The organism is Reinekea thalattae (assembly GCF_008041945.1).
In the GTDB taxonomy this organism is placed as follows: Bacteria; Pseudomonadota; Gammaproteobacteria; order Pseudomonadales; family Natronospirillaceae; genus Reinekea; species Reinekea thalattae.
In genome coordinates this window covers 720,145-742,008 of sequence record NZ_VKAD01000001.1, presented here as the reverse complement: position 1 = coordinate 742,008, position 21,864 = coordinate 720,145, and the positions used below count along the sequence as shown (strand labels likewise).

Genomic DNA, 21,864 nt, shown 5'->3' with positions numbered 1-21,864 from the left:
ACTTTTTAAAGTAAAAGTATCCTTTAGAAAAAAAGTTTTTTTAAAAGAAAAGCACTCTTTAAGGGTGCTTTTTTTATTATTTGTTATGATGGCTAAAAACTCGATAGGAGCCACCAGTGCATAGCCTGATTATCTATTCTACGGTTGATGGGCAAACCCAAAAAATTGCTCAAGCCATGGCCAAAGATTGGCCAGATGATGTCGATGTGATTCCGTTTGAGTCGTTCGAAGATTACCCAAAGCGGGAGCAGGTGAGTCGCATTGTTATCGGCAGCTCGATTCGTTACGGCCATTACAACAAGGATTTAATTAAATTGATTCAGCGGCATCGAGAATGGTTAGCCTCGATTGACTCTGCCTTTTTCTCGGTAAATTTAACCGCGCGTAAACCCGGTAAGAATGATCCTGATACAAGCAGCTATATTCAGAAATTTCTCAAACGCACCGGCTGGCTACCCGATCATATCGCTATGTTTGCTGGGCAGCTGGCTTACCCGAAATACGGTTTTTTTGATAAGCAAATGATCCGCTTTATTATGAAAATGACCGGCGGCTGTACCGATGGTGTCAGTACGATTGAGTACACCAATTGGGATGATGTTTCGCGTTTTGTCGAGACTTTAAATAGTTAGTAGAGGCTCTCAATCGTTAAATGATGTGAAGACCAAGCAAGCGATTATTCTAACGGCAGCTTTGTTGTGTATTTCATGCGTTCCATAGCAAAGCTGGAGCTAACATCGGCAAGATCGACTCGGCTGACTAAGCGCTTATAAAAATGATCGTATGCCTGAATATCTTTCACCACCACTCTTAATAAGTAATCGACTTCGCCACTCATGCGGTAGGCCTCACAAACCTCTGGCAGCGATTCGACGGCAGAACTGAATTGCTCCAGCCAGCGGTCGTTATGGGTTTTGGCGCGCACAAAAACGAACACATCGATACCTAAATCAAGCTTGGCTCTGTTTAGCAGCGCCACACGCTTTTCGATAAACCCCTTTGTTTCTAAATTTTGAATACGGCGCCAACAGGGGCTTACGGTGAGATGAATGCGCTCGGCAATTTGCTGTACCGATAGTGTCGCGTCGCTTTGTAGTAGTTGGAGTATTTGTTTGTCTGTTGAATCAATCATTTCTATTAATTGTCATTATGTTGGTAATTTTTACCAATACTATCGTATTTTGAGCAGATAATTAGAAAAAAAGGGCAGTAGATAGGGAATATTATATCGGAAATACCAATTTCTGAGTAAAACCTAATGACTCAACCAAGTGTAACTAAACAGCCGGAGTATGATTTCTGGTCAGAGATTCGCCGCAATACTATTCATGATCAACAATCTCCTCATCGAATCTATGCCGATTGGACGGCAGGCGGCAAGCTGTACCGGCCGATTGAGCAACGCTTGGTTGATGTAGCTGGCAGCGTCATGGCTAATACCCATACGCGAAGCAGTTATAGTGGTCGGCAAATGACAGCTCTAGTCGAGCAGGCTAAGCAAAAAATTAAACAGCATGTGAATGCATTAGAGCAGGATATTTTGCTGAATGTTGGTTTTGGTATGACCGCCGCTTTAGCAAAGTTGATTCGAATATTGGGCTTGTCGTGCCATGAAAGCCATAAGAACTTGATTGCTGCCCATATGGAGAACCGTCCGGTTGTTTATATGACGCATCGTGAACATCACAGTAACCAAGTCATGTGGCAGCAAAGTTTGGCGCAGGTTCGTATTATCCCGATGCTTGAAGGTGATGATATCGATTTACAATGGCTTCGAGACGATCTTCAAAAGCTGCCTGCTAATACTCGGATAATAGCATCGGTAACGGCGGCTTCTAATGTTACTGGTATTAAAACGCCGTATCGGGAGATCGCTAAAATCATGCATCAGGCAGGTGGCGTTTGCTTTGTCGATTTTGCCGCGTCAGCGCCTTACGTTGAGATCGATATGCACCCGAATGAAGAAGAGCGCTTAGATGCGATCTTTTTTTCACCGCATAAATTTTTGGGCGGCCCAGGTTCCAGTGGTGTGTTGGTATTTAATGAGAGCCTTTACGCTAATAAGGTACCGGATGTGCCGGGCGGAGGCACCGTTGTTTGGACTGACCCATGGGGTGGTCAGCGCTATATTAATGACATTGAGGAGCGCGAGTCCGGTGGTACCCCCGGTATTTTACAGGTTTTAAAAACCGCCTTGGCGATCCAGTTAAAAGAAGAAATGGGCGTGTCGGCAATGGCGCAAAGAGAGGCGGTGTTGAATAAGCGGCTGTTTGATCGAGTGGATCAGATAGCCAATGTGCGTGTGCTGTCTGGACATCAACGAGAACGGTTGAGTGTGTTTTCATTGGTGTTTAGCAATTTAGATTACCGTAAAGCGGTGGTTGCTCTGAGTGAGCGTTATGCTATTGAAACCCGAGGCGGCTATACCTGCGCAGGCACCTACAGCCATTATTTGCTCGATATTGATAAAGCTCGTTCGAACTCTATTTCTCAGTACTTGAGTCAAGATTCCAGTTATCTTAAACCCGGCTGGGTTCGGGTGAGTCTGCACCCTATGATGACAAATGAACAGGTTGATAGCATTGCGGATGCCATCGCGGCTGTTGCCGAGTTGCCATCAGATACTCAGATTACGCCAGAGCAGAGTCATTTGGATTTTTGGCAGTCATTGAGTTAAGTGGATTAAGAAGTTAAGCGAGTCAAGGTGTTAAGTGGGTTAAAGTAGTTAAGTTAATGAGCCAGAAGTCATCAGGCGACTGCTGGCTCATTGGGAAGGGCTGCACGGCGATAAGGCTACAGCCTTCGAGGATCAATAGCTCAAACCGTCGATTTTGTGTTAACTTAAGCCTTTATGGTTACACGGAATGGTGCATGACCGCTATCACATCTGAATTAGTTTTGGCGCTTAAAAAAGAACTCAAAGATCGCCAATCTGATTTGACAAACGAGCAGGCCATTCGGCTGCATCGAGCCATTAGCTGGCTGCACTGCGCACAGCAGGCTGATAACGCCGACATGAAATTTATTGCCTTGTGGGTTTCATTAAATGCCTGTTGCGCATTGGACCAGCAGGAAACACAAGCGCTGGCAGAACATCAGCAGTTTTCTCAGTTTATCGAATTACTAATCAAGCACGATTTCGATGGCGCGATCTATAGCTGCCTGTGGGAAGAGTACTCGCTGCACGTTAAAAACCTGATTAAAAATCCTTATGTGTTTCATCCGTTTTGGCAGTCTCAACGGCAGGGCAATGAACATTGGCGGGCCGAGTTTGATCAGTCGTCGTTAGAGGCATTAAATGCGCTTAGCCGTCAGCGAGTCGCTGATCTGTGTTTGGTGGTGTTGGATCGACTTTTTGTCTTGCGTAATCAATTGATTTTCGGCGGTGCCACCTTTTTAAGTCAGGTGAATCGTCGGCAGGTAGAAGACGGAGCTGGCTTGTTGAGCTTTTTAATGCCGGTGATTATTCGCATCATGTTAAATGCCGGCGACGAAGACTGGGGCGATATTGCTTACCCCGTTATAAAATAAAGCCATCATCAGTGGAAGGTAACGGCATCGTTAGGTGAGAACGTAAAGGCATGCTAAGACAAAGAATTAAACCCTAAAAAATTGAGGCTGAACGATATGACAGAGTTTCTAATATGACAGATTTTTTAATGAGGTTTGCAAAATACGAACAGCCGCTAAAGTGGTTAGCTTTGTTTTTGGGCGTTATCAGTACTATTGCAATCATTCAAGATTGGTACCCTTACACCATGTTTATCAGCGTACCTTTTTGCCTTATTTGGATTTATTGCGCCTGGTTACATACCGAACGGCAATTAAAATATGTAAATCTTATTTTTCTTATCCTGTATGCCTACGGTATCGGTAAGTTTTTTATACAGACCTCTTAGCGCAGCATGTTAATCGCTCCTTGTTAAGAGATTGCTACCTAATTGTCGCTAACCACTTAGCTGGTTGGTTGTTTATGAATAGATAAAACCCGTTTAAATAGTGAGCGGTTAGAAAAGGCTTTGGATATGCAAATTGAAGCAATTCTTTGGGATATGGACGGCGTACTACTCGACACGGAACGGCTTTGCCAACAGGCCTTTGTCGAGGTTAATACTCCGTTGCATTTATTTGATAATCCGGCTCAGAGCTATTTAGAAACCATCGGCTTGAATCGTGATAGCACCTTGCAATGGTATACCAAGGTAGAACCTTCTTTAGCTCAATGCGAGCGCTACTATGGCGCGGTGCGTGATCGTTTGCTTGAGTTGATCGAGACGGATTTACAGGTAAAACCAGGCGTTGAACAAGCGTTAACATATTTTAAACAACAGGGCTTGCCGCAGATGGTGGTGACTAGCTCGCATTCTGAACAGGCGCGGTTAAAGTTAGAGCGTACCGGGTTGTTGGATTATTTTACCGCCTTGATCGGCGGCGATCAGGTGTCTTGTGGCAAGCCACATCCTGAGCCCTATTTGGCGGCCGCATCCTTGTTGAATGTTTCGCCTGAGCATTGTTTGGTGATCGAAGATAGCGCCAATGGCGTAAAAGCAGGGCTCGCTGCTGGTGCTCAGGTGGTGCATGTGCCGGATCTATTAGCTACATCAAATGACTGGCGTGACCAATTGGCGGTAGCGTTGGACTCGCTGGCACTATTGCCTGACTGGTTCGCTGGCCGAGGTGAGTAACGATGCAGCGAGTGCCTCTGAACAGGTTGTTAAACCAACCGACGGTTCAACTAAAATGGCTGGAGCAGCACCAAAGCCTCGAATTTGATATTCCAGCACCATTGCAGCAACGTTTTTTACAGCTCTGGCCTGACGTTGCAAAGATCGGCTTGGCTCGTTTTGTTCAGCAACCACAGGCACAGGATTACCAGCTGTATAACGATGATCTGTTGTTTGCATTGTTAGCCGGAGCCGATTACATATTGGCAAGGCAGCCTACTTTTACTGCCCAATTAAGTGACGGCTATTTGATCTGGACGATTTAAGTAGAGGTTGGTCGTTAAAATGAAAAGAAAGGCTGTAAAGTGCAGAGGATTGCTCTAGTCTATGCCCGATTTTTGAAAATGAGATTTTTTAGTGTTTGACGATATTCGCCCTTATAACGACACCGAAGCACGTACTGTATTAAAAGAGACACTCAACGACCCTGAATTTAGCCAAACTATTGCTGCCTGGGTTGCTCCATCGCTCAATAAGAAAGCGCCTTGGTTTATTCGCACTCTTATTCGGTGGTTCCTTAAAGCCTACTCATGGAACGTTCGCTCCATTGATAGCTTTCAATTAAAGCTTGCGCCGGTGATTCGTCGTCTATTACGAAAGTCCATTGCTGATTTTTCTGTACATGGGCTAGAGCGTTTAGATAAAAATAAAGCCTACCTTTTTGTCTCTAATCATCGCGATATTGTCATGGACCCAACGATGATGAATTGGGCGTTGCACCTCAATGGTTTTGCGACTGCGCGTATTGCCGTTGGTGATAATTTGCTCAGCAAGCCATTTTCGTCCAACCTAATGCGCTTAAATAAAAGCTTTATTGTAAAGCGTGGCCTAAAGGGCATGAAAGAACGACTCAAGGCTGCGCAGCAGTTATCAAAATACATTCATTTTTCTATTCTTGAAGAGCACGCCAACATTTGGATCGCTCAACGTGAAGGCCGGGCAAAAGACGGTTACGACCGTACCAATTCTGCCGTTATAGGCATGTTCAGCCTAAGCCGACCCAAAGATCGAGCTTACGCCGACTATATCAATGAATTAAATATTGTACCGGTTGCCATCAGTTATGAGTTAGATCCACTGGATCTTGCCAAGGCCCGAGAAATACATGCACAGCAAACTAAAGGCTCTTATCGTAAGGGTAAAGATGAAGATTTGCGCTCCATTGCTCAAGGTATGACAGGCTGGAAGGGGCGAGTGCATTTAGAATTTGGTGAAGTGCTCAATGGCGACTTCCAGTCTGATGATGAAGTGGCTCGCGCTATTGATCAGCAGATACATCAAAACTATCAGCCGTTTGCTACCAACTACTGGGCACAACAGCAGCTTGATTCTAGTGAGACAGTTCAGATCGATGATCAGCAGCCAGACAGCGTTCAGCGATTGCAGCGGCGGGTTCAGTCGGCACGAGAAGAGATTCAACCGCTGATCTTAAAGCAATACGCCAATGCGTTGCGCATGCAGGCTAATCAGCCGCCGTTGTAGCAGCTCTTACGGCGATGTGTCGGTTGAGTTGGTACCGATTGTATTTGTCTAAAAAACAGCCAGTTTCGGCTAAAGCTATTTGCACCTCTTTTAATGCATATCATTAAAATCGCGCGCTAAGGCTAGTTCGCAGTCGATATTCTTTATAGAATCTGGCCTCTTTTATGTTTGATATAGGGTAATTTTATGGGTCGCGCCTACCAAAACCGCAAAGAATCGATGGCTAAAACATCGGATATGAAGGCTAAGATATACAGCAAATACAGCCGCGAAATCTATGTATGTGCTAAGGCTGGAGGCATTGAGTTAGAAAGTAATTTAGCTCTGGCTTCGCTTGTTGAGCGAGCCAAAAAAGATCAGGTGCCGGCTCACGTTATCGATAAAGCGATTGATAAAGCCAAAGGTGGTGGTGGCGAAGATTTTGATGTAGCGCGTTACGAAGGCTTTGGCCCTGGTAATACGATGATTATCGTCGATTGCCTAACGGATAACCCTAACCGTACCTTTGGTGATGTTCGATCTTGCTTTAACAAAGTAAAAACTAAGATTGGCGGACAAGGCTCGGTCAGCCATATGTTTGATCATGCTGCTATTTTTGTATTTGATGGCAACGATGAAGAAGCCGTGCTTGAAGTATTAATGGAAGCCGATGTTGATGTCACCGATATTGAATGCGACGACGGCAAAGTTACGGTCTTTACCCCCAATACAGAATACGCCAAAACCCGCCAAGCACTGCTTGCTGCGTTTGAAGGCGTTGAATTTGATGTCGACGAAGTGCAGTTTGTGCCACAAACTACGGTTGAAGTCAGCGGTGAAGATCGAGAGCAGTTCGATAAATTCTTAGAGCTGCTTAACTTTTTGGATGACGTGCAAAATGTTTATCACAATGCTGAGCTGGTCGATTAGTCGCTAGCACTATGGATTTAACGATGAGTCTTGGTCGGCAATATTTGTTTCGTTGTCTGTTTTATCTGTTGTTGGCCACCGTATTTTGTTTGTCGTTATTGCCGGTGGATCAGCCTAGCTATTCGCCGAACGATAAGCTGAATCATCTATTGGCCTATAGCCTGTTAAGCTTTTTCGCCGCAATCGGCTATCAACAGTTGCTAAAGCCTGCTTTGGCTACCTGCCTATTTGGTGTTTTAATTGAACTGTTACAGGGGCTAACTGGCTATCGCTTTTTCAGTTTACTGGATATAGTAGCTAACGGCATAGGCGTTCTCTTGGGCAGCCTAGCGTGGCTCGGCTTGAAGCACAGGGCTGAATTGGTCAATAAAATAACAATCAGGAAGTCGAATATGAAAGGCAAACGAAACATAGCGCTAGTAGCGCACGATAATAAAAAGAAAGACTTAGTTGAATGGGCAATGCAAAAGCAGCCTCTGTTCGAAACGATTGGCATTTTTGCAACCGGCACAACGGGTCGTCTTATTGAAGAAGCATTAGGTCGCCCGGTACAAAAGCTTCTTAGTGGTCCGTTAGGTGGTGATCAGCAAATTGGTGCAAAAATCGCCGAAGGTGAAATTGATCTGTTGATATTCTTTTGGGACCCGCTAGAACCTCAGCCACATGATCCTGATATTAAAGCGCTGTTACGTATTGCTGCACTTTATAATATTCCTGTTGCCTGTAACCGAGCTTCAGCCGACTTTATGATTCATTCTCCGTTGCTGCACGAAGGCTATGAGCGCGAAGCGCCAGACTTTAGCCTGTACACTGAGCGTCAGGTCGCGACCCTGAGTTAATGCTGTTTAGTTGAGTCGACAAACAGCTTAGTCGATGCACAGCTTATAAGATGCACGACTTGTACGATGAATAGCCGAGCCAGAGATGCTCGGCTTTTTTATGCCTGCGAATTGCTGACTCTGCACAGGTAGGTGTTCAATTTTGCTGCCATTGTAGTTTTAACTTTACAAATGACGGTCTGATGCGTGGTTTTTATTTTCCGGCGTGCGCTGTTCCTTTATCGGTGATGCTTTACTATTCGGCGCTTCTGACTCAACCTTCATTTAGAGGAAAAGCTGTTGAACCAACAACATCGACACCCATTGGTAGAGGACCTATTAGCGTTGATTACCGCATCTGCGGCGGTATCGATTGGCGTCTATCTGTTTAAGTTATGTGGTTTTTTAACTGGCGGTACTGCGGGCATCGCTTTGATATTGACAAAGGTGTCATTTTTAAGCTTTGGCCAAGCCTTCTTTTTAGTCAATTTACCATTCTATTATTTGGCTTGGACCCGAATGGGTAAGCGATTTACGTTGAATACCTTTATTGCAGTCACCACCGTATCGTTTGTTTCAGACCTATTACCCAAGCTGTGGGTGGTAACGGATGTTAATGTGTTCTTTGCTGCAATCAGTGGCGGTTTATTGGTTGGTTTAGGCATCCTTATAATGTTCCGCCATCAATCCAGTTTGGGTGGCCTAGGTGTGTTAGCAAAATACCTACAAGAGCAGGGCATTATGAATGCCGGGCGTTTCCAGTTGGTGGTTGATGTTTGCATTATCACCGTGGGCTTTTTCTTGGTGCCGTTTACGACATTGCTGCTTTCCATTTTAGGTGCGGTTGCGATGAATATGGTGATCGCGGTTAACCACAAGCCTGGCCGTTATCAAATCACCTAGAAATTTTTACATCGCTAGAAATGCAAGTCATTCCCATTCGATGCCGTTGAGTGCTAAGCTTTATTTTTTAGCATGAGACGGCATTGTATGATGGTATCCAAGTTTTTTTCTTTAGCGCTGATCACGTTACTTTCTATACAGCTTCCAGCCTTTGCTGAAGAGGTTAATGTTTACTCTTCACGTAAAGAAGCATTGATTAAGCCGCTACTTGATCGTTTTACCGAACAAACTGGTATTAAGGTGAACCTTATCACCGGTGCTGACGATGCCTTAATTAGCCGATTATCTTTAGAAGGCAGTAAGTCACCGGCAGATTTATTGGTGACCGCTGACGCAGGGCGATTGCATCGCGCTAAAGTCGCGCAACTGTTGCAGCCGTTAGAAAGTGATTTTATTACCCAGCGGGTTCCTGAACACCTCATCGATGTCGACCAACAATGGGTAGGCTTAACTCTACGTGCTCGGCCTATTTTTTATGCTAAAGATCGAGTCGATCCTAGCCTCATTACCAGCTACTCCGATTTAACCGATGAGCAATGGTCGCGCAGAATCTGCGTTCGGTCGTCAGATAATATTTATAATCAATCATTGATGGCATCGATGATTGCCTCCGAAGGCGAGGCCAATGCATTAGCTTTTGCTCAAGGTTTAGTGGCTAATTTTGCTCGCCCGCCGGCAGGTGCTGATACCGACCAATTAAAAGCCGCAGCTGCTGGTGTCTGTGATATTGCCATTGCCAATACCTATTATTTTGGCCGCCTGCTGATCAGTGATAAAGCCATTGACCAAAAAATCGCTCAGCGCCTAGGCGTGATTTGGCCAAACCAAGACGATCGCGGCACGCATGTTAATGTCAGTGGGATTGCATTAACAAAATCTGCTAAAAATAAAGCACAGGCAATTCGTTTAATTGAGTTTATGCTCACTGATGAATCTCAGACATGGTATTCAGAGGTCAATAGCGAGTACCCAGTCGTGCAGGGTATCGAGGCTTCTGAAGCATTGAAAAGCCTTGGTGACTTTAAAGCCGATGCTTTAAATTTGAGCGTGCTAGGTGTTAATAATGCAGCTGCGGTACAGCTGATGGATAAAGCAGGCTGGCGCTAGTAAGGCAGTTCTTGTTAGTCTGGCCGTCCTTGTTAGTTAGTCAGACCGTTCTTGTTAGAAGAGTTGATCGCTCAGCCTGTTGTTCATTGCTGAGCTGAGTATTGCCGACGGCGACAGCCGTCGATTATCAAAGCACATAGATTAGGCGTTGGATGAAAAGACTTAAGCGGGTGGATCGGTTCAGTGGTTTGGCGGTAGTCATCGCGCTGTTGTTGTCCGTGCCTATTCTTGTCATTGTCAGTCAGGTATTTTCTGGCTCGGCTGCGTTATGGCAGCATCTGGCACAAACGGTGTTGCCAGACTATCTAAAAAATTCTTTTTATTTGAGTATCGGCGTTAGTGCTGGCGTGCTGGTGATTGGTGTTTCTACGGCATGGCTCACCAGTCAGTATCATTTTTTAGGCTCGCGCTTACTTAATCTATTACTGATGCTACCAATGGCGATACCTGCCTACATTATTGCCTACAGCTATACCGGTTTGCTGGACTTTTCTGGCCCAGTGCAGCAGTGGATTCGCACCAGCTTTGATCTACGATACGGTGATTACTGGTTCCCACAGATCCGTTCATTGGGCGGGGCCATCTGGATGCTTATTTTTGTGCTCTATCCCTATGTATTTTTGCTCGCGCGAGCGGCTTTTTTATCGCAGTCGAGCAGCTTGGCAGCGGCCAGTCGGAGTCTTGGTAATAGTGGTTGGTCAACGTTCTGGCGAATTAATTTACCACTTGCTCGGCCAGCCATTGTCGCGGGTGTTTCGTTGGTGTTAATGGAAACGCTGGCTGATTACGGCACCATGCAATACTTTGGTATTCCGACCTTTACCACAGGAATTTTTCGAACCTACTATGGTTTGGGCAATCTAGCTGCTGCTGCTCAGTTGGCGAGTTTATTGTTATCTGCAATCGCTTTATTGATCTGGCTAGAAAAGTATTCACGTCGTAAACAGCAATATTTTAATAACACCGAAGCCGCGGCTCAGCCTGCTAAAATCTCGTTATCGCCACTGGCAGGGGCTTTGGCATTTAGCTGGTGTTTGTTGCCGGTGTTGTTTGGATTTGTAATTCCCGTCTGCCTATTGCTGGTGTGGTGTCTGCAGTATGTTGAGCAATTCACCGCCAGTTTTTTTATTTTGGCGTGGAACTCATTGATGCTCGCAGCCGTGGCTGCTTTGATCGCAACGGCGATAGCCTTATTGCTAGCCTATGCTGAGCGTTTTAATCGCAGTCGATTAACACAAGCCTCTGTACAGGTAGCGTCATTAGGTTACGCCTTGCCAGGTACGATTATCGCCATTGGTGTCTTGACCAGTTTTGCGTGGTTAGATCATCAGTTGGTACCACTATTGTCGGGCTTGTTCTCAAAAGATTTAGGGCTGTTGTTTTCTGGTACCTTGATGGCGTTATTGTTTGCTTATTGTGTACGCTTTATGGCGATGCCGCTCGGTGCTGCGCGCAGTGCTTTAGCACAAATTAAACCCTCTATTGATCAGAGTGCCAAAACGTTAGGTAAAAACACGGCTCAAACCCTTTATCAAATCCATATGCCACTGCTTAAAGGCAGTCTGTTAACGGCCTTTTTGATGGTGTTTGTCGATGTATTAAAAGAGCTGCCAGCAACGTTAATTTTACGTCCTTTTAACTTTAATACTTTGGCCGTTAGGGCTTATGAGTTAGCCAGCGATGAGCGCCTATATGAGGCAGCACCAGCGGCATTAACCATTGTTTTGGTAGGCTTGATTCCGGTCTATCTACTGACGAAATCTATTTATCGAGAGCGCTAAATTATGAGTTCTGCTATGGCTAAACAGTGTTTGCCACTGATCGTAGATCAAGTGACTGCCGCGTACGGTCAAAACACCATTATTAAAGGCTTGAGCTTACAGCTTCAGGCCGGTGAAATAGGTTGCTTATTGGGAGCCAGTGGCTGTGGTAAGTCGACTCTATTAAAGTTGATTGCTGGCTTTGGTGAATTAACCTCCGGAACAATTCAGTTAGGTGATCGGCAACTCGCCAGCCCGCAGTCGAGTTTGGCTACTGAGCATCGACGAGTGGGCATGGTGTTTCAAGATATTGCGTTGTTTCCGCATTTAACGATTGGACAAAATATAGCTTTTGGTCTTGCTAAACTGAGTCGGCCAGAGCAGCGCCGTCGAGTGACAGAACTGTTGGCGTTAGTTGGCTTGAGCGATTATCAACAGCGTTACCCGAATGAATTATCGGGTGGTCAACAGCAAAGGGTGGCCATTGCCCGAGCGCTGGCTCCAGAGCCGGACTTATTATTGCTGGATGAACCCTTTTCTGGTTTGGATGTGATGTTGCGAGATAGCTTGTTAGTAGAGTTGCGCAGTATTTTAATTCAGCAACAAATAACCGCCTTATTCGTTACTCATGATCAACTGGAAGCCTTCGCCATTGCCGATAAAGTCGCTCTGATGGATGACGGTAAGATCGTGCAATTTGCTACGCCTTATGAGCTGTATCACCAACCGGTCAATCGTTATGTCGCAGATTTTGTCGGCAATGGTTACTTTCTGCCGGTCGAGCTACTTAATAGTCAGCAAATAAATACTGAGCTAGGCGTACTCACCAGCCCGCAGCCCTTAGCGGCAACGGCAGGGCAGAAGAAGTTATTGTTACTGCGGCCAGATGATATTTTGCATGATGATGAAAGCCCGTATCAGGCGAGTATCACGCGTAAACACTTTAAGGGCAGCTTTTTTCAATACGAAGTACAACTTAGTAATGGCTGTTTATTACCTTGCCAAGCGCCGAGTCATCATAATCATGCCATCGGTGAAATGATCGGCATCCGCCTCGAACTTGATCACATGGTGTTGTTTGATCAAACCTGAGCATGTTCACAGTGAAGCTTGCCGAGCATCAAGCTTTTTTCTATAAGCCGCCGATAGCGCTTTTCTTTTTATCGCTGAAATGTATGATTAGCAACTGACTTCAGGGCGGGGCGAAATTCCCCACCGGTGGTAATCGCAATAACTGATGATGCGCCTTGCATCATTAGGCGGGAGCCCACGAGCGCTTATCTAAATTAGGTAAGGTCAGCAGATCAGGTTAAATGCCTGAGCCGACGGTTATAGTCCGGATGGAAGAAGTCGAAACTAGATGCGTGAATCCGCGATTAATTTGGCACAGCTGTCTTTTGCTGTTGTCGGTTAATAAGTGGGCTCAGGCGTCATTGTGTTTTCATATCCTTCCTAAGCAGCTCTGTCACCCTTGTATATAGAATTAAGGATTCAATTGTGACAGGTACTATTCTCGTTATTTTCGCGACGTTTTTTTGGGCGCTCGATACACTGATTCGTTATCCATTAATGGACGAAGGTGTCTCAGCAGTGAATATCGTGCTGATAGAGCACTTTATTTTAGTGTTGGGTTTTTGGTTGTGGTTTACGGTTCGTCGACACAAATTCTGGCCTTTCGATCGCAAGGATCTATTCGCACTGGTTGTCATTGGTGGCTTTGGTTCAGCTATTGGTACCTTGACCTTCACTCAGGCGTTTTCCTATATGAACCCAACGCTGGTGATCTTATTGCAAAAACTCCAACCGGTTGTTGCCATTAGCTTATCGGCTTGGTTATTAAAAGAGCGATTAAGCAGTGGTTATCTACTGTGTGTTGTCTTGGCCTTTTCCGGCAGCTTTATGTTGATGTATCACGACATTATTCAGTTTTTAGCGACCAGCGGCTGGCACTATACGGCCGAATTATCGGCACGGCTAATGGGCTATGGTTTGGCCTTAATTGCTGTTGTCAGTTGGGGTGCGAGTACTGTGTTTGGCAAAAAGCTTTCCATGAAGGGTTACAGCAGCTCGCAAATTATGAACGGTCGATTTTCGGTTGGCCTGTTGGTGTTGCTGCCGTTGTTTTTACTAAACAGCCCGTTGGAACAAACCGTATCGCTGTTGCAGGTTGAAAAGATCGCCCTGATGGTTTTGCTTTCTGGAGCTCTTGGTATGTTGCTTTATTACCAAGGCTTAAAGCGAATCGATTCTAAGCACAGTGCCTTGGCTGAAATGGCTTTTCCTCTTATGGCTGGTGTTATTAATTGGCTGGTGCTTGATATTACATTAACGCCTATTCAGTTGGTTGGTAGTTGCCTGTTGGTGTTGGGAAGTTTTGTTGTGCATGTTGATGTTGCTCAGTGGCTGCAAAAGTTCACAAAGCGTCAAACAACCATCAGCTAATGCTGCGTTTGTTGAACTCTAATAACAGCAGTATCAACAATGACATAGGTAATTAAATAAAATTGCCACAGCGATAATAAAAGATACTGTAAAGCGGCTCTAGTTCACACTGTGACTCAATATAAGTTGCTATTCTATGCCGTAGTTAATTGTGAAGCTGAGTTAACCCTTAGCGGCTCATTTAACTCGGTCCGGTAACTGAGGTTATTGTGACTCGGCAGAGGCTAGGCTGAAAGCTAACGCCTGCCAAAATAGAGATAGACGAACTAGAAATAGTCGAGTGCCGACAAGGATTGTTCAAAAAGTTCACAGATGTTTTGATCTTACTCACTGTGTTCTTTTTTAAAAAAGATTTATTGTTAGCTACTCGAACAACCGACTTTTTATAGTAACTTTTAAGGATAAACTCATGGAACGCAACGAACCCGACCGACCCTCATTAACAGCTTTTGTTAAAGTATTAAACGATAGCTGCAAGCCTAACCGTAAAGATAAGGAAGTCACCAAAAAATCAACGTGGCTAACTAATACGGCAGAGGAAATGACGTTACAGGGTATTGCGATCCTAAGTAATAACTAAGCTCGTCAGGCTGGCTTTTTTGCCAATGCGACTGACTCGCTAACCATGAACACCGGCTCATTTAGCCGGTGTTTTTGTATCTATAGCTTTGTCTCTATATTTAACCCCCACCTTAATAGCCTCGTTACATGAGTCATGTTTCGTTGATAATTATCTGAGTTTCTTGTCATTAGGCGCATAAATCGCTAAATGTTTTAAAATATAGGGCGATAACTTCTCTGAGATATTTTGGAACCGTGACTATGCTTCGAATTTTTCAGTGCGTGAAATACCTACTCGCTGGCTTTCTATTGTACCCAACCTACTTACATGCGATGCAGGGCGCGTGGGATATTGGTATGTCTTCATCGTCACAGGCTCAAGGGTTAGGCGGCGCGACTCATTTTCAGTTGGTGAGTAGTGATGGTTTAGGTTTCGATATTGGTTACGATTATTTAGATAGCATTGAATATGATGTTGCCGGAACCACGCTGAATCATTCGATGAGTCAGTTAGAAACAGCCGTGCTGTGGCAGATCGGAGATCCAGGGTTAAGGCTGCAACTGAAAGCTGGTTCGGTATTGTCGTTAACCGATGTTGAAAACGCTGGTACGGAAATCATTTCTCGCTTTCAACCAGGCTACCAAGCTAGCTTTGGCTTGAGTGCGCCGATCTATCAAAATATTCGTGTCTTTGGTGAATTAGGTCACCAAGGTTGGCTTGATGCTGAGGTGCCATCTCATATGAAATGGCGTTACGGCATCAAGATGCTGTTTGGTAAAAGTGCAGCAGAAAAAACACGCGCCCAGCAGCTGGCAGCAGAAGCCGAGGCTGAAGAGCGTGAGCGTCAGTTACGTGAAAACCCGCCAATGACGATTAATGCTAGTGTTCCGGAATACATTCCCGGTGGTGTTTCCGAATCACTACCGCCGATCGTGGCTTATTCGGAGTTGTGTAAGTGTTTCCCTCGTGGGCCTTATACGCTGCAATTGGGCGAATTTAGCAATATGCAGCAAGCGGTTCGTAGTTTGGAGTTTCGAGGTCTGCGTCAATTCTTTAATTCCTATACTTACCAACGCAAGCCACAACCGGTGTTTTTATCGCAAGAGTACGAAAATGGCTCGGTTAAAATGTATGTCGGTGAGGTTGAGTCGGTTGAAGACTTAGCCTACTGGAGTCATGAGCTGAAGAAGAATGGCATTAATGCACGCTTTAAAAAGGTTATCGACGCTGCCGAAAGCCATGATGGTGTGGCACGCGTTATTGATGCTGACAATCCAACTGAGGTTGTTTATTCAAAACAGGATATTGAACGATTAAATTCGCTTAATTCCGATGGTTCAAGCGTGGCTCTAAGCGTTAATCAGCTTGAATTAGAAAATCCGGGCATGGGTTCGGCTGCTTATTCTGCTGACGATGTTCGCCGCATGAATTCATTGCCTGGTGATATGCCTGAAGTGTCTGAGACTGAAGCCGATGTTGAGGCGATGGCTCAGGCGTCATCATCAAGCATCGACCAGCACGGTGAATCTATGGTCGGCGATGCACATGCAGGCGATGATATGAGTAGTCAGGCTGTCGGTGCGAGTGGCGATGCAGCTGAGATGATGGAGCAGGGTGGCAATAGTTTAGCGCCTAGCTCGATAAGCTACAGTGACGCTAAGTTACAGGTTGGTCCGATTGCATTGCCTGAGCTAGAAACACTTTTAGAAAACGATGCCTTTAAAATGGTGTTGGCACGCGACAGTCAAAAATCGGTTCCGAATTCCATGCGTATGGTTTGGGATGAAGGCAAAGAAGAAGCCTGGTTACACTTTAGTCAATTTGAGACCGATCAGGCAGCGGACCAATGGCGTACCTGGTTAGAGACAGAAGGTGTTGAAAGTAAGCCGGTTGATAAGCTGTTTACGCCAATGGGTGATATCTACGAATTCAGCTTGGCGCAACCGTTGCAAGAGTTCAGTGTTGAGATTGATCGTCGAGCATCGATTAGCATGATGCTTGAAAGACTTCGATCGGCAGAAGTGCTATGGTTCCATGCTTATCAGAAGATTAACGATTATCCGGTTAGAACCTCGCTTAACTGGTCAACAGTTGATCAGCGCTATCATTTAATCGTGGTCGATGTTCATTCCAAATCAGAACAAACTCAAATTTGGAGTGACCTGACCGCGGTTGGTTTATTACCTTCAATAGCCGAGCCTTAAGGGGTATTTCCAAAAGGAGTATTTCAAGTCACGGTTATCGACTTCTTTGCTTTTATTAAGGAGCTCTGATGGAAGTGACAGTAGAACTGCTCGGCATTCTATTCTTAGTTGCGATGCTTGCCGGTTGGGTTGATACCCTAGCCGGTGGTGGCGGCTTGATTGTCTTGCCGGTGTTGATGGTTTCTGGTATGACGCCTGTGCAAGCGCTGGCAACAAATAAGTGCCAAGGCTTTATCGGTACTCTGACTGCCAGTGTCACGCTTTTAGCGAAAGGAAAGCTAAAGCTTTCTATCCTTCCCCCTTTAATGTTTTATACCTGTATTGGCGCATTGCTCGGCACCTGGTTGATCCAGCAGTTGAGTACCGATTGGTTGCAGTGGTTTGTACCTGTTTTGCTGCTTTCTATTGCGGCGTACTTTTTCTTTGTACCAAGTATTGGTGAAACGGAAACCAAGGCAAAAATAAAAGACTCGAGTTGGGCACGTTTTGTCGTACCAGTCGTGGGTTTTTACGATGGCTTTTTTGGCCCAGGTACTGGTTCGTTTTTTGCTGCCAGTCGAGTGGCGCTATTGGGCAAAGAATTAATTGAATCAACGGTCATCGCCAAACCGCTAAACTTTGTTTCAAATATTACATCGCTGCTGCTGTTTGCCGCCGGAGGGCAGGTGGTTTGGCTGGTCGGTATCGTAATGATGGTAGGTCAAGCACTGGGCGCGGTTTTGGGTGCTCATTCGATCTATTGGGGTGGCGCGCGGTTGATTCGACCGATTGTTATTATTATGTGTGTTGCGATGTCGGTGCGGCAGCTATGGATGCTGCTTTAGGTTATGACGGCTTGTTTTGATTGCCACTGTTTATTTAGATGGCTGTTGTTTTTTTAAAAGATGTGCACCGGCAAATAGCATTTTAATCATAACAACCATTTGGTCGATTAGTTGGGCGTGCTTTTCGCGCGGCATGTCCAATGCGTCCGTTCCCATCGCAAACACCAATCGTGTAATTGCTTGAGCAATCAGCTCAGGATAAATCGGCACGCCGTTGGCTTTTTCTCCGATACTGATAATGTCTTCGGTTAATTCCTGTTCAAAATACGCCAGCTGTTGGCGCACGGCCTGCTTGTAGCGGTCAGTGCCAACAATGCCTTCTCTTAACAAGGTCGGTAGATAGTGAGCATCGACGTAGAGCTGCTCGATAAAAATTTCAACCGAGTTACGAACAATACCTTTATCGACCTCTTTCGCTTTGACTCGCGCTTGCCCGATCAGTGTACGCAAGGTTGAACCGGCAAGATTAATAATGCTGATGGCTAAGTCTTCGGTGCTGTCGAAATGGCGATAGAAGCTGTTAGGTGCAATCCCTGCTTCACGGGTAATTTCACGTAAGCTAAGGCTAGAAATAGAGCGATTTGGACCAACCAAACGCAATGCGGCATTCATGATGTCGTCACGACTGATCGTTGCTTTACGGCCAGCTGGTTTTTTTTGCACGGGTTCTAATACGCTCACAATGGGATTCCGACAGGGTAGTGGCGGCAAGTGTAACCGAAAGCAGCTCGACTGTCTTGATTGGCTTTACAGCAAGCCTATAGCGGTGCTCGGGCTCTCGGAGGATTTCTGTCTGTGCCGGATTATGCTATATATCGGGCTAACAATAGCTCTATAACTGAAATGACGTATGCAGATTAATATTCAAAAACTTCAGTCGATCTCTCAACGTGTTCGAGACAATAAATTATTTGAATGGCTGGTGGTCAGTGTCATTCTGTTGTCCGCATTGCTCATTGGTGCTCGAACCTATGTTATCCCAGGTTCCATTATTACTCTTATGCATTGGTTAGACGCAGGCATCACGCTGCTATTCTTGTTTGAGATTGTGGTCCGATTTTTTGCCACGGAGCAGAAAAAATACTTTTTCCGCAGCGGTTGGAATATTTTCGATACGCTCGTGGTAGTGGTTAGCCTGATTCCAATTGAGCACAGTGAGCTCGCCTTGATTGGTCGGTTGGTGAGGATATTTCGTGTCCTGCGAATGGTATCGATTATTCCAGAGCTGCGCACGTTGTTGAACAGTCTGCTACGAGCGATGCCTCAGTTAGGCTATGTCGTATTGCTGATGTTTATTATTTTTTATATTTATGGTGCTATCGGCGCGACCTTTTTTGCACACATTAATGCTCAGCTCTGGGGCGATATTTCGATCAGTATGCTAACCCTGTTTCGAGTCATGACGTTCGAAGATTGGACCGATGTGATGTATGAAACCATGGCGGTTTATCCATTTTCTTGGATGTTTTATTTATCGTTTATCTTTTTAACCACCTTTGCATTTTTAAATATGGTGATCGGTATTGTGGTTAATGTGCTAGAGGATGAGCATGCGCGTGAAAAACAAGCGCAAGATAAAATTGATGGCAAGGCCACGCTCGATGATATCATGCTGGAATTACGTAGCTTGAGGTCTGAAGTGGCTCAGTTAAAAAGCAACCAAGGAAAAAGTAACTAATGCAGTCGCAGCAATCGGTCGTTGAATTACTTCAACAATACTTAGTAAATGCCGCAGAAACCGAACATTCTACTGTTCGCACGATTCAAGAATTTGTTCAGCAACAGCCAGCCTATTGGTCGCGAAGTACGCTAGTCGGCCACCTCACGGCCAGTGCTTGGATAACCAATGCTGCACGCGATAAAGCAGTGCTTTTGCATCATCGTAAATTAGATATCTGGGTGCAGCCGGGTGGCCATATTGACGATCAAGACCAGAGCCTGTTGTTAGCCAGTCAGCGAGAAGCCAATGAAGAAACCGGCTTGCAGGATTTTAAATTAGTCATGCAAGGTATCTTCGATGTCGACATTCATCCAATTCCAGCCCGTAAAGATGAACCGGCTCATGAGCATTTGGATATTCGCTTTTGGTTTGAAACAGCTGATGAAAATTTGGTTTTAAGCGATGAATCGAATGATTTATGTTGGCTATCGAAAGAACAAATTATGGCAAAAACCAACGAAGAGTCAGTGCTGCGTATGGTGCGTAAAAGCATGGTTTAGCTACTATTTGTCTTGGTTGTTTTATTCTTTATTAGGCCAGCATTGTTGGCCGTTTATCTAGCCAGAAAAATTAATCAGAGCGTATTGTTGAGGCGCGCACTATGCAGCTTAGTCACATAGACATGAACTTACTGGTATATCTGGACGCGCTTTTGCGCGAGCGCAGTGTGACTAAGGCCGCTCATAAGCTGGGTCTCAGTCAACCGGCGATGAGTAATGGCCTAAAGCGATTAAGGGTGTTATTTGATGATCCATTGTTGGTGCGTACCAGCAGTGGCATGAGGCCGACAGAGCGCGCTCGGGAATTAGAGCCATTGCTGCGAGTAGCGTTGCAGTCACTGGAAAAGGTAGTTCGGCCGCGCACTCAGCCTGATATTCAAGACGACTACCGAGTATTTCGTATTATGGCCAGCGATTACGCGGAGTCGACATTGATTCCAGCTCTGTACCGACGGTTATCGGTAGAAGCGCCTAACATCTCATTGGATATTATGACGCCCAGTGATGTCAGCTTTTTGGATGTTGAGCAAGGCCGTGTCGACATGGCCATTAATCGCTTTGAGTCACTGCCGCAGTCGTTTCACCAAATGCCAGTGTGGAGTGAAAAATTTTGCTGCATGCTCAGTGTCGACCACCCAATCTATAAAAATTTTAATCTAGACAGCTATTTAGAGGCCAAGCATGTCTGGGTTAGTAAGACAGGTTATGGCGTCGGCGTCGGTGTTGATCCTGATGATGTGCAAAAGCTTGGTTTTGTTGATGAAGTCTTGGATAAGATGGGCAAGAAGCGCGACATTGCTATCTTTACTCGCCATTATCAGGCCGCCATGCTACTGGCTGAAGAAAATAATCTGGTTGTAACCATTCCTGCACGCGCCGCTCATTTGCAAGCCAAAAACAGTCGTTTAGCGGTGATGGAACCGCCTTTTGAGATACCGCCGTTTTTACTGCAAATGGTATGGAGCCCGTTATTACAACATGACTCAACACATCGATGGATCCGCCGGATGATTGTTGAGCTGGGTGAGGAAATCAGTGCGCCCAGTTTCCAATCCTGATCTAGATGGGCGCTACCTGTATTTGACTGCGACTCGTTATTGGTCAGGATGCGAAGTCGACTGCCTTGTCGTTAATCCATAACTTGGTGACGTAAAAGTCTTCTGCGAGTTTGCCTTCTTTATAGGTTGCAAAGCGCAGAGCTATGTAATCATGCTCGGGCGAGACCCAAATACGCTTGAGCTCATTTTTACGGCGCGGTTTGGTTTGCTCAACGACTAGAGTGTTGATTGACTGGCCGGCAATACGAATAGTCTCTTCACCGACAACACGAAAGCTGAGGTCATCTGGACGCGAGTAGCGTAAAAATTGGGTGTTATAGGCCTGTTCGCCAGACATCAATGCCTGACGCATGGCGACTTGAAAGCTGATTGGGTCGTGCAGAATGTCGGTTAATGCGTGGCTGCGATCATCCTTTTGCACCTTGCCCGTTACCTTTTGGTTGGGCCAGTCGAATTGCCATTGAATTTTTTCTTTAACGAACAGAAAGCGAACGTCTCTTTTAAAACTGAGTGGGCGAAACTGGTTATTTAGGTGCTCGCCAACAGAGCGTTCGTAAGACTTTAATGGGCCGCCTTTAATACTAATGGTCAAATCCCAGTCGCCATCGTCTGCCAAATTAAAGCGCAGTTCACCTTTGGCTTTTATATCAATCGCGCCGAAACGTACAGCGTCAACCTCAGCTTTGTAGCTCGACATGCGTGGGTCGATCTCATTTGCCTGTAGCGTACTGGGTAAGCAGGTGAGCGTAATCAGTGTGCCTAACAGTAAAGCGAGCGCTTTATTGCTAATCGGATTTGCCGTCTTCCATAACTCTAAGCCCATATGACTATTCAACCTGTGTTAGATCTTA

23 protein-coding genes and 1 riboswitch are annotated in these 21,864 nt (G+C 45.5%); of the genes, 20 read left to right on the top strand and 3 right to left on the bottom strand.

What is annotated here, in order from left to right:
• Positions 1 to 116: 116 nt before the first annotated feature.
• Positions 117 to 632, top strand: a complete 516-nt coding sequence (gene hemG / locus FME95_RS03445; RefSeq protein ID WP_147713028.1) for a menaquinone-dependent protoporphyrinogen IX dehydrogenase — start codon at positions 117 to 119, stop codon at positions 630 to 632.
• A gap of 44 nt (positions 633 to 676) precedes the next feature.
• Here hemG and FME95_RS03440 read toward each other — a convergent pair whose 3' ends face one another.
• Positions 677 to 1,132 carry an Lrp/AsnC family transcriptional regulator gene (locus FME95_RS03440; protein WP_147713027.1) on the bottom strand — a complete coding sequence of 152 codons (456 nt, stop codon included), beginning with the start codon at positions 1,130 to 1,132 and terminating at the stop codon, positions 677 to 679.
• A gap of 126 nt (positions 1,133 to 1,258) precedes the next feature.
• Between FME95_RS03440 and FME95_RS03435 the strand changes: the two genes are divergently transcribed.
• The 16 genes from FME95_RS03435 to FME95_RS03365 all read left to right on the top strand — a co-directional run bounded on the left by FME95_RS03435 (position 1,259) and on the right by FME95_RS03365 (position 17,735).
• Entirely contained in the window at positions 1,259 to 2,677 is a 1,419-nt protein-coding gene (locus FME95_RS03435; protein ID WP_147713026.1) for an aminotransferase class V-fold PLP-dependent enzyme, read from the top strand.
• 194 nt (positions 2,678 to 2,871) lie between these two features.
• Positions 2,872 to 3,531 (top strand): hypothetical protein, encoded by a 660-nt coding sequence (locus FME95_RS03430; protein ID WP_147713025.1) that lies wholly within the window; start codon positions 2,872 to 2,874, stop codon positions 3,529 to 3,531.
• A gap of 113 nt (positions 3,532 to 3,644) precedes the next feature.
• A complete protein-coding gene (locus FME95_RS03425) occupies positions 3,645 to 3,899 on the top strand; it encodes a hypothetical protein (RefSeq protein WP_222709899.1) in 255 nt (84 codons plus the stop codon).
• A gap of 126 nt (positions 3,900 to 4,025) precedes the next feature.
• Entirely contained in the window at positions 4,026 to 4,685 is a 660-nt protein-coding gene (locus tag FME95_RS03420; RefSeq protein WP_147713024.1) for an HAD family hydrolase, read from the top strand.
• A 2-nt stretch (positions 4,686 to 4,687) separates the two neighbouring features.
• A complete protein-coding gene (locus FME95_RS03415; protein WP_147713023.1) occupies positions 4,688 to 4,990 on the top strand; it encodes a hypothetical protein in 303 nt (100 codons plus the stop codon).
• A 91-nt stretch (positions 4,991 to 5,081) separates the two neighbouring features.
• Complete coding sequence (locus tag FME95_RS03410; RefSeq protein WP_147713022.1) at positions 5,082 to 6,206, top strand: 1-acyl-sn-glycerol-3-phosphate acyltransferase; 1,125 nt, start codon at positions 5,082 to 5,084, stop codon at positions 6,204 to 6,206.
• A 186-nt stretch (positions 6,207 to 6,392) separates the two neighbouring features.
• Positions 6,393 to 7,115, top strand: coding sequence for a YebC/PmpR family DNA-binding transcriptional regulator (locus FME95_RS03405; protein WP_147713021.1), 723 nt, complete (start codon positions 6,393 to 6,395; stop codon positions 7,113 to 7,115).
• Between the two features lie 23 nt (positions 7,116 to 7,138).
• Positions 7,139 to 7,954, top strand: a complete 816-nt coding sequence (locus FME95_RS13805) for a methylglyoxal synthase (RefSeq protein ID WP_342783512.1) — start codon at positions 7,139 to 7,141, stop codon at positions 7,952 to 7,954.
• Positions 7,955 to 8,233: 279 nt separating this feature from the next.
• Positions 8,234 to 8,836: a YitT family protein gene (locus FME95_RS03395; protein ID WP_147713020.1), complete on the top strand. Its 603-nt coding sequence runs from the start codon at positions 8,234 to 8,236 to the stop codon at positions 8,834 to 8,836.
• Between the two features lie 87 nt (positions 8,837 to 8,923).
• Complete coding sequence (locus FME95_RS03390; protein WP_222709898.1) at positions 8,924 to 9,943, top strand: Fe(3+) ABC transporter substrate-binding protein; 1,020 nt, start codon at positions 8,924 to 8,926, stop codon at positions 9,941 to 9,943.
• Between the two features lie 152 nt (positions 9,944 to 10,095).
• The gene (locus FME95_RS03385; protein ID WP_147713018.1) at positions 10,096 to 11,724 is read left to right on the top strand and encodes an ABC transporter permease; all 1,629 of its coding nucleotides are present in this window, start codon (positions 10,096 to 10,098) and stop codon (positions 11,722 to 11,724) included.
• 3 nt (positions 11,725 to 11,727) lie between these two features.
• Positions 11,728 to 12,795, top strand: a complete 1,068-nt coding sequence (locus tag FME95_RS03380) for an ABC transporter ATP-binding protein (RefSeq protein ID WP_222709897.1) — start codon at positions 11,728 to 11,730, stop codon at positions 12,793 to 12,795.
• A 92-nt stretch (positions 12,796 to 12,887) separates the two neighbouring features.
• A riboswitch (FMN riboswitch) is annotated at positions 12,888 to 13,059 on the top strand.
• A 141-nt stretch (positions 13,060 to 13,200) separates the two neighbouring features.
• Positions 13,201 to 14,145: a DMT family transporter gene (locus tag FME95_RS03375; protein ID WP_147713017.1), complete on the top strand. Its 945-nt coding sequence runs from the start codon at positions 13,201 to 13,203 to the stop codon at positions 14,143 to 14,145.
• Between the two features lie 409 nt (positions 14,146 to 14,554).
• Complete coding sequence (locus FME95_RS13600; protein WP_187265430.1) at positions 14,555 to 14,725, top strand: hypothetical protein; 171 nt, start codon at positions 14,555 to 14,557, stop codon at positions 14,723 to 14,725.
• A gap of 242 nt (positions 14,726 to 14,967) precedes the next feature.
• Positions 14,968 to 16,911: a hypothetical protein gene (locus tag FME95_RS03370; protein ID WP_147713016.1), complete on the top strand. Its 1,944-nt coding sequence runs from the start codon at positions 14,968 to 14,970 to the stop codon at positions 16,909 to 16,911.
• 68 nt (positions 16,912 to 16,979) lie between these two features.
• Entirely contained in the window at positions 16,980 to 17,735 is a 756-nt protein-coding gene (locus FME95_RS03365; protein ID WP_147713015.1) for a TSUP family transporter, read from the top strand.
• A gap of 30 nt (positions 17,736 to 17,765) precedes the next feature.
• Here FME95_RS03365 and FME95_RS03360 read toward each other — a convergent pair whose 3' ends face one another.
• The gene (locus FME95_RS03360; protein WP_246109314.1) at positions 17,766 to 18,416 is read right to left on the bottom strand and encodes a TetR family transcriptional regulator; all 651 of its coding nucleotides are present in this window, start codon (positions 18,414 to 18,416) and stop codon (positions 17,766 to 17,768) included.
• 169 nt (positions 18,417 to 18,585) lie between these two features.
• Between FME95_RS03360 and FME95_RS03355 the strand changes: the two genes are divergently transcribed.
• The 3 genes from FME95_RS03355 (at position 18,586) to FME95_RS03345 (ending at position 21,013) form a co-directional block, all read left to right on the top strand.
• Positions 18,586 to 19,413 (top strand): ion transporter, encoded by an 828-nt coding sequence (locus FME95_RS03355; protein WP_147713014.1) that lies wholly within the window; start codon positions 18,586 to 18,588, stop codon positions 19,411 to 19,413.
• Entirely contained in the window at positions 19,413 to 19,955 is a 543-nt protein-coding gene (locus FME95_RS03350) for an NUDIX hydrolase (protein WP_147713013.1), read from the top strand. The genes FME95_RS03355 and FME95_RS03350 overlap by 1 nt, the downstream gene beginning before the upstream one ends.
• 101 nt (positions 19,956 to 20,056) lie before the next feature.
• Positions 20,057 to 21,013, top strand: coding sequence for a LysR family transcriptional regulator (locus tag FME95_RS03345; RefSeq protein WP_147713012.1), 957 nt, complete (start codon positions 20,057 to 20,059; stop codon positions 21,011 to 21,013).
• Positions 21,014 to 21,056: 43 nt separating this feature from the next.
• On the opposite strand, the gene FME95_RS03340 is transcribed toward FME95_RS03345, so the two are convergent.
• Positions 21,057 to 21,836, bottom strand: a complete 780-nt coding sequence (locus FME95_RS03340; protein WP_147713011.1) for a DUF3108 domain-containing protein — start codon at positions 21,834 to 21,836, stop codon at positions 21,057 to 21,059.
• Between the last annotated feature and the right edge of the window lie 28 nt (positions 21,837 to 21,864).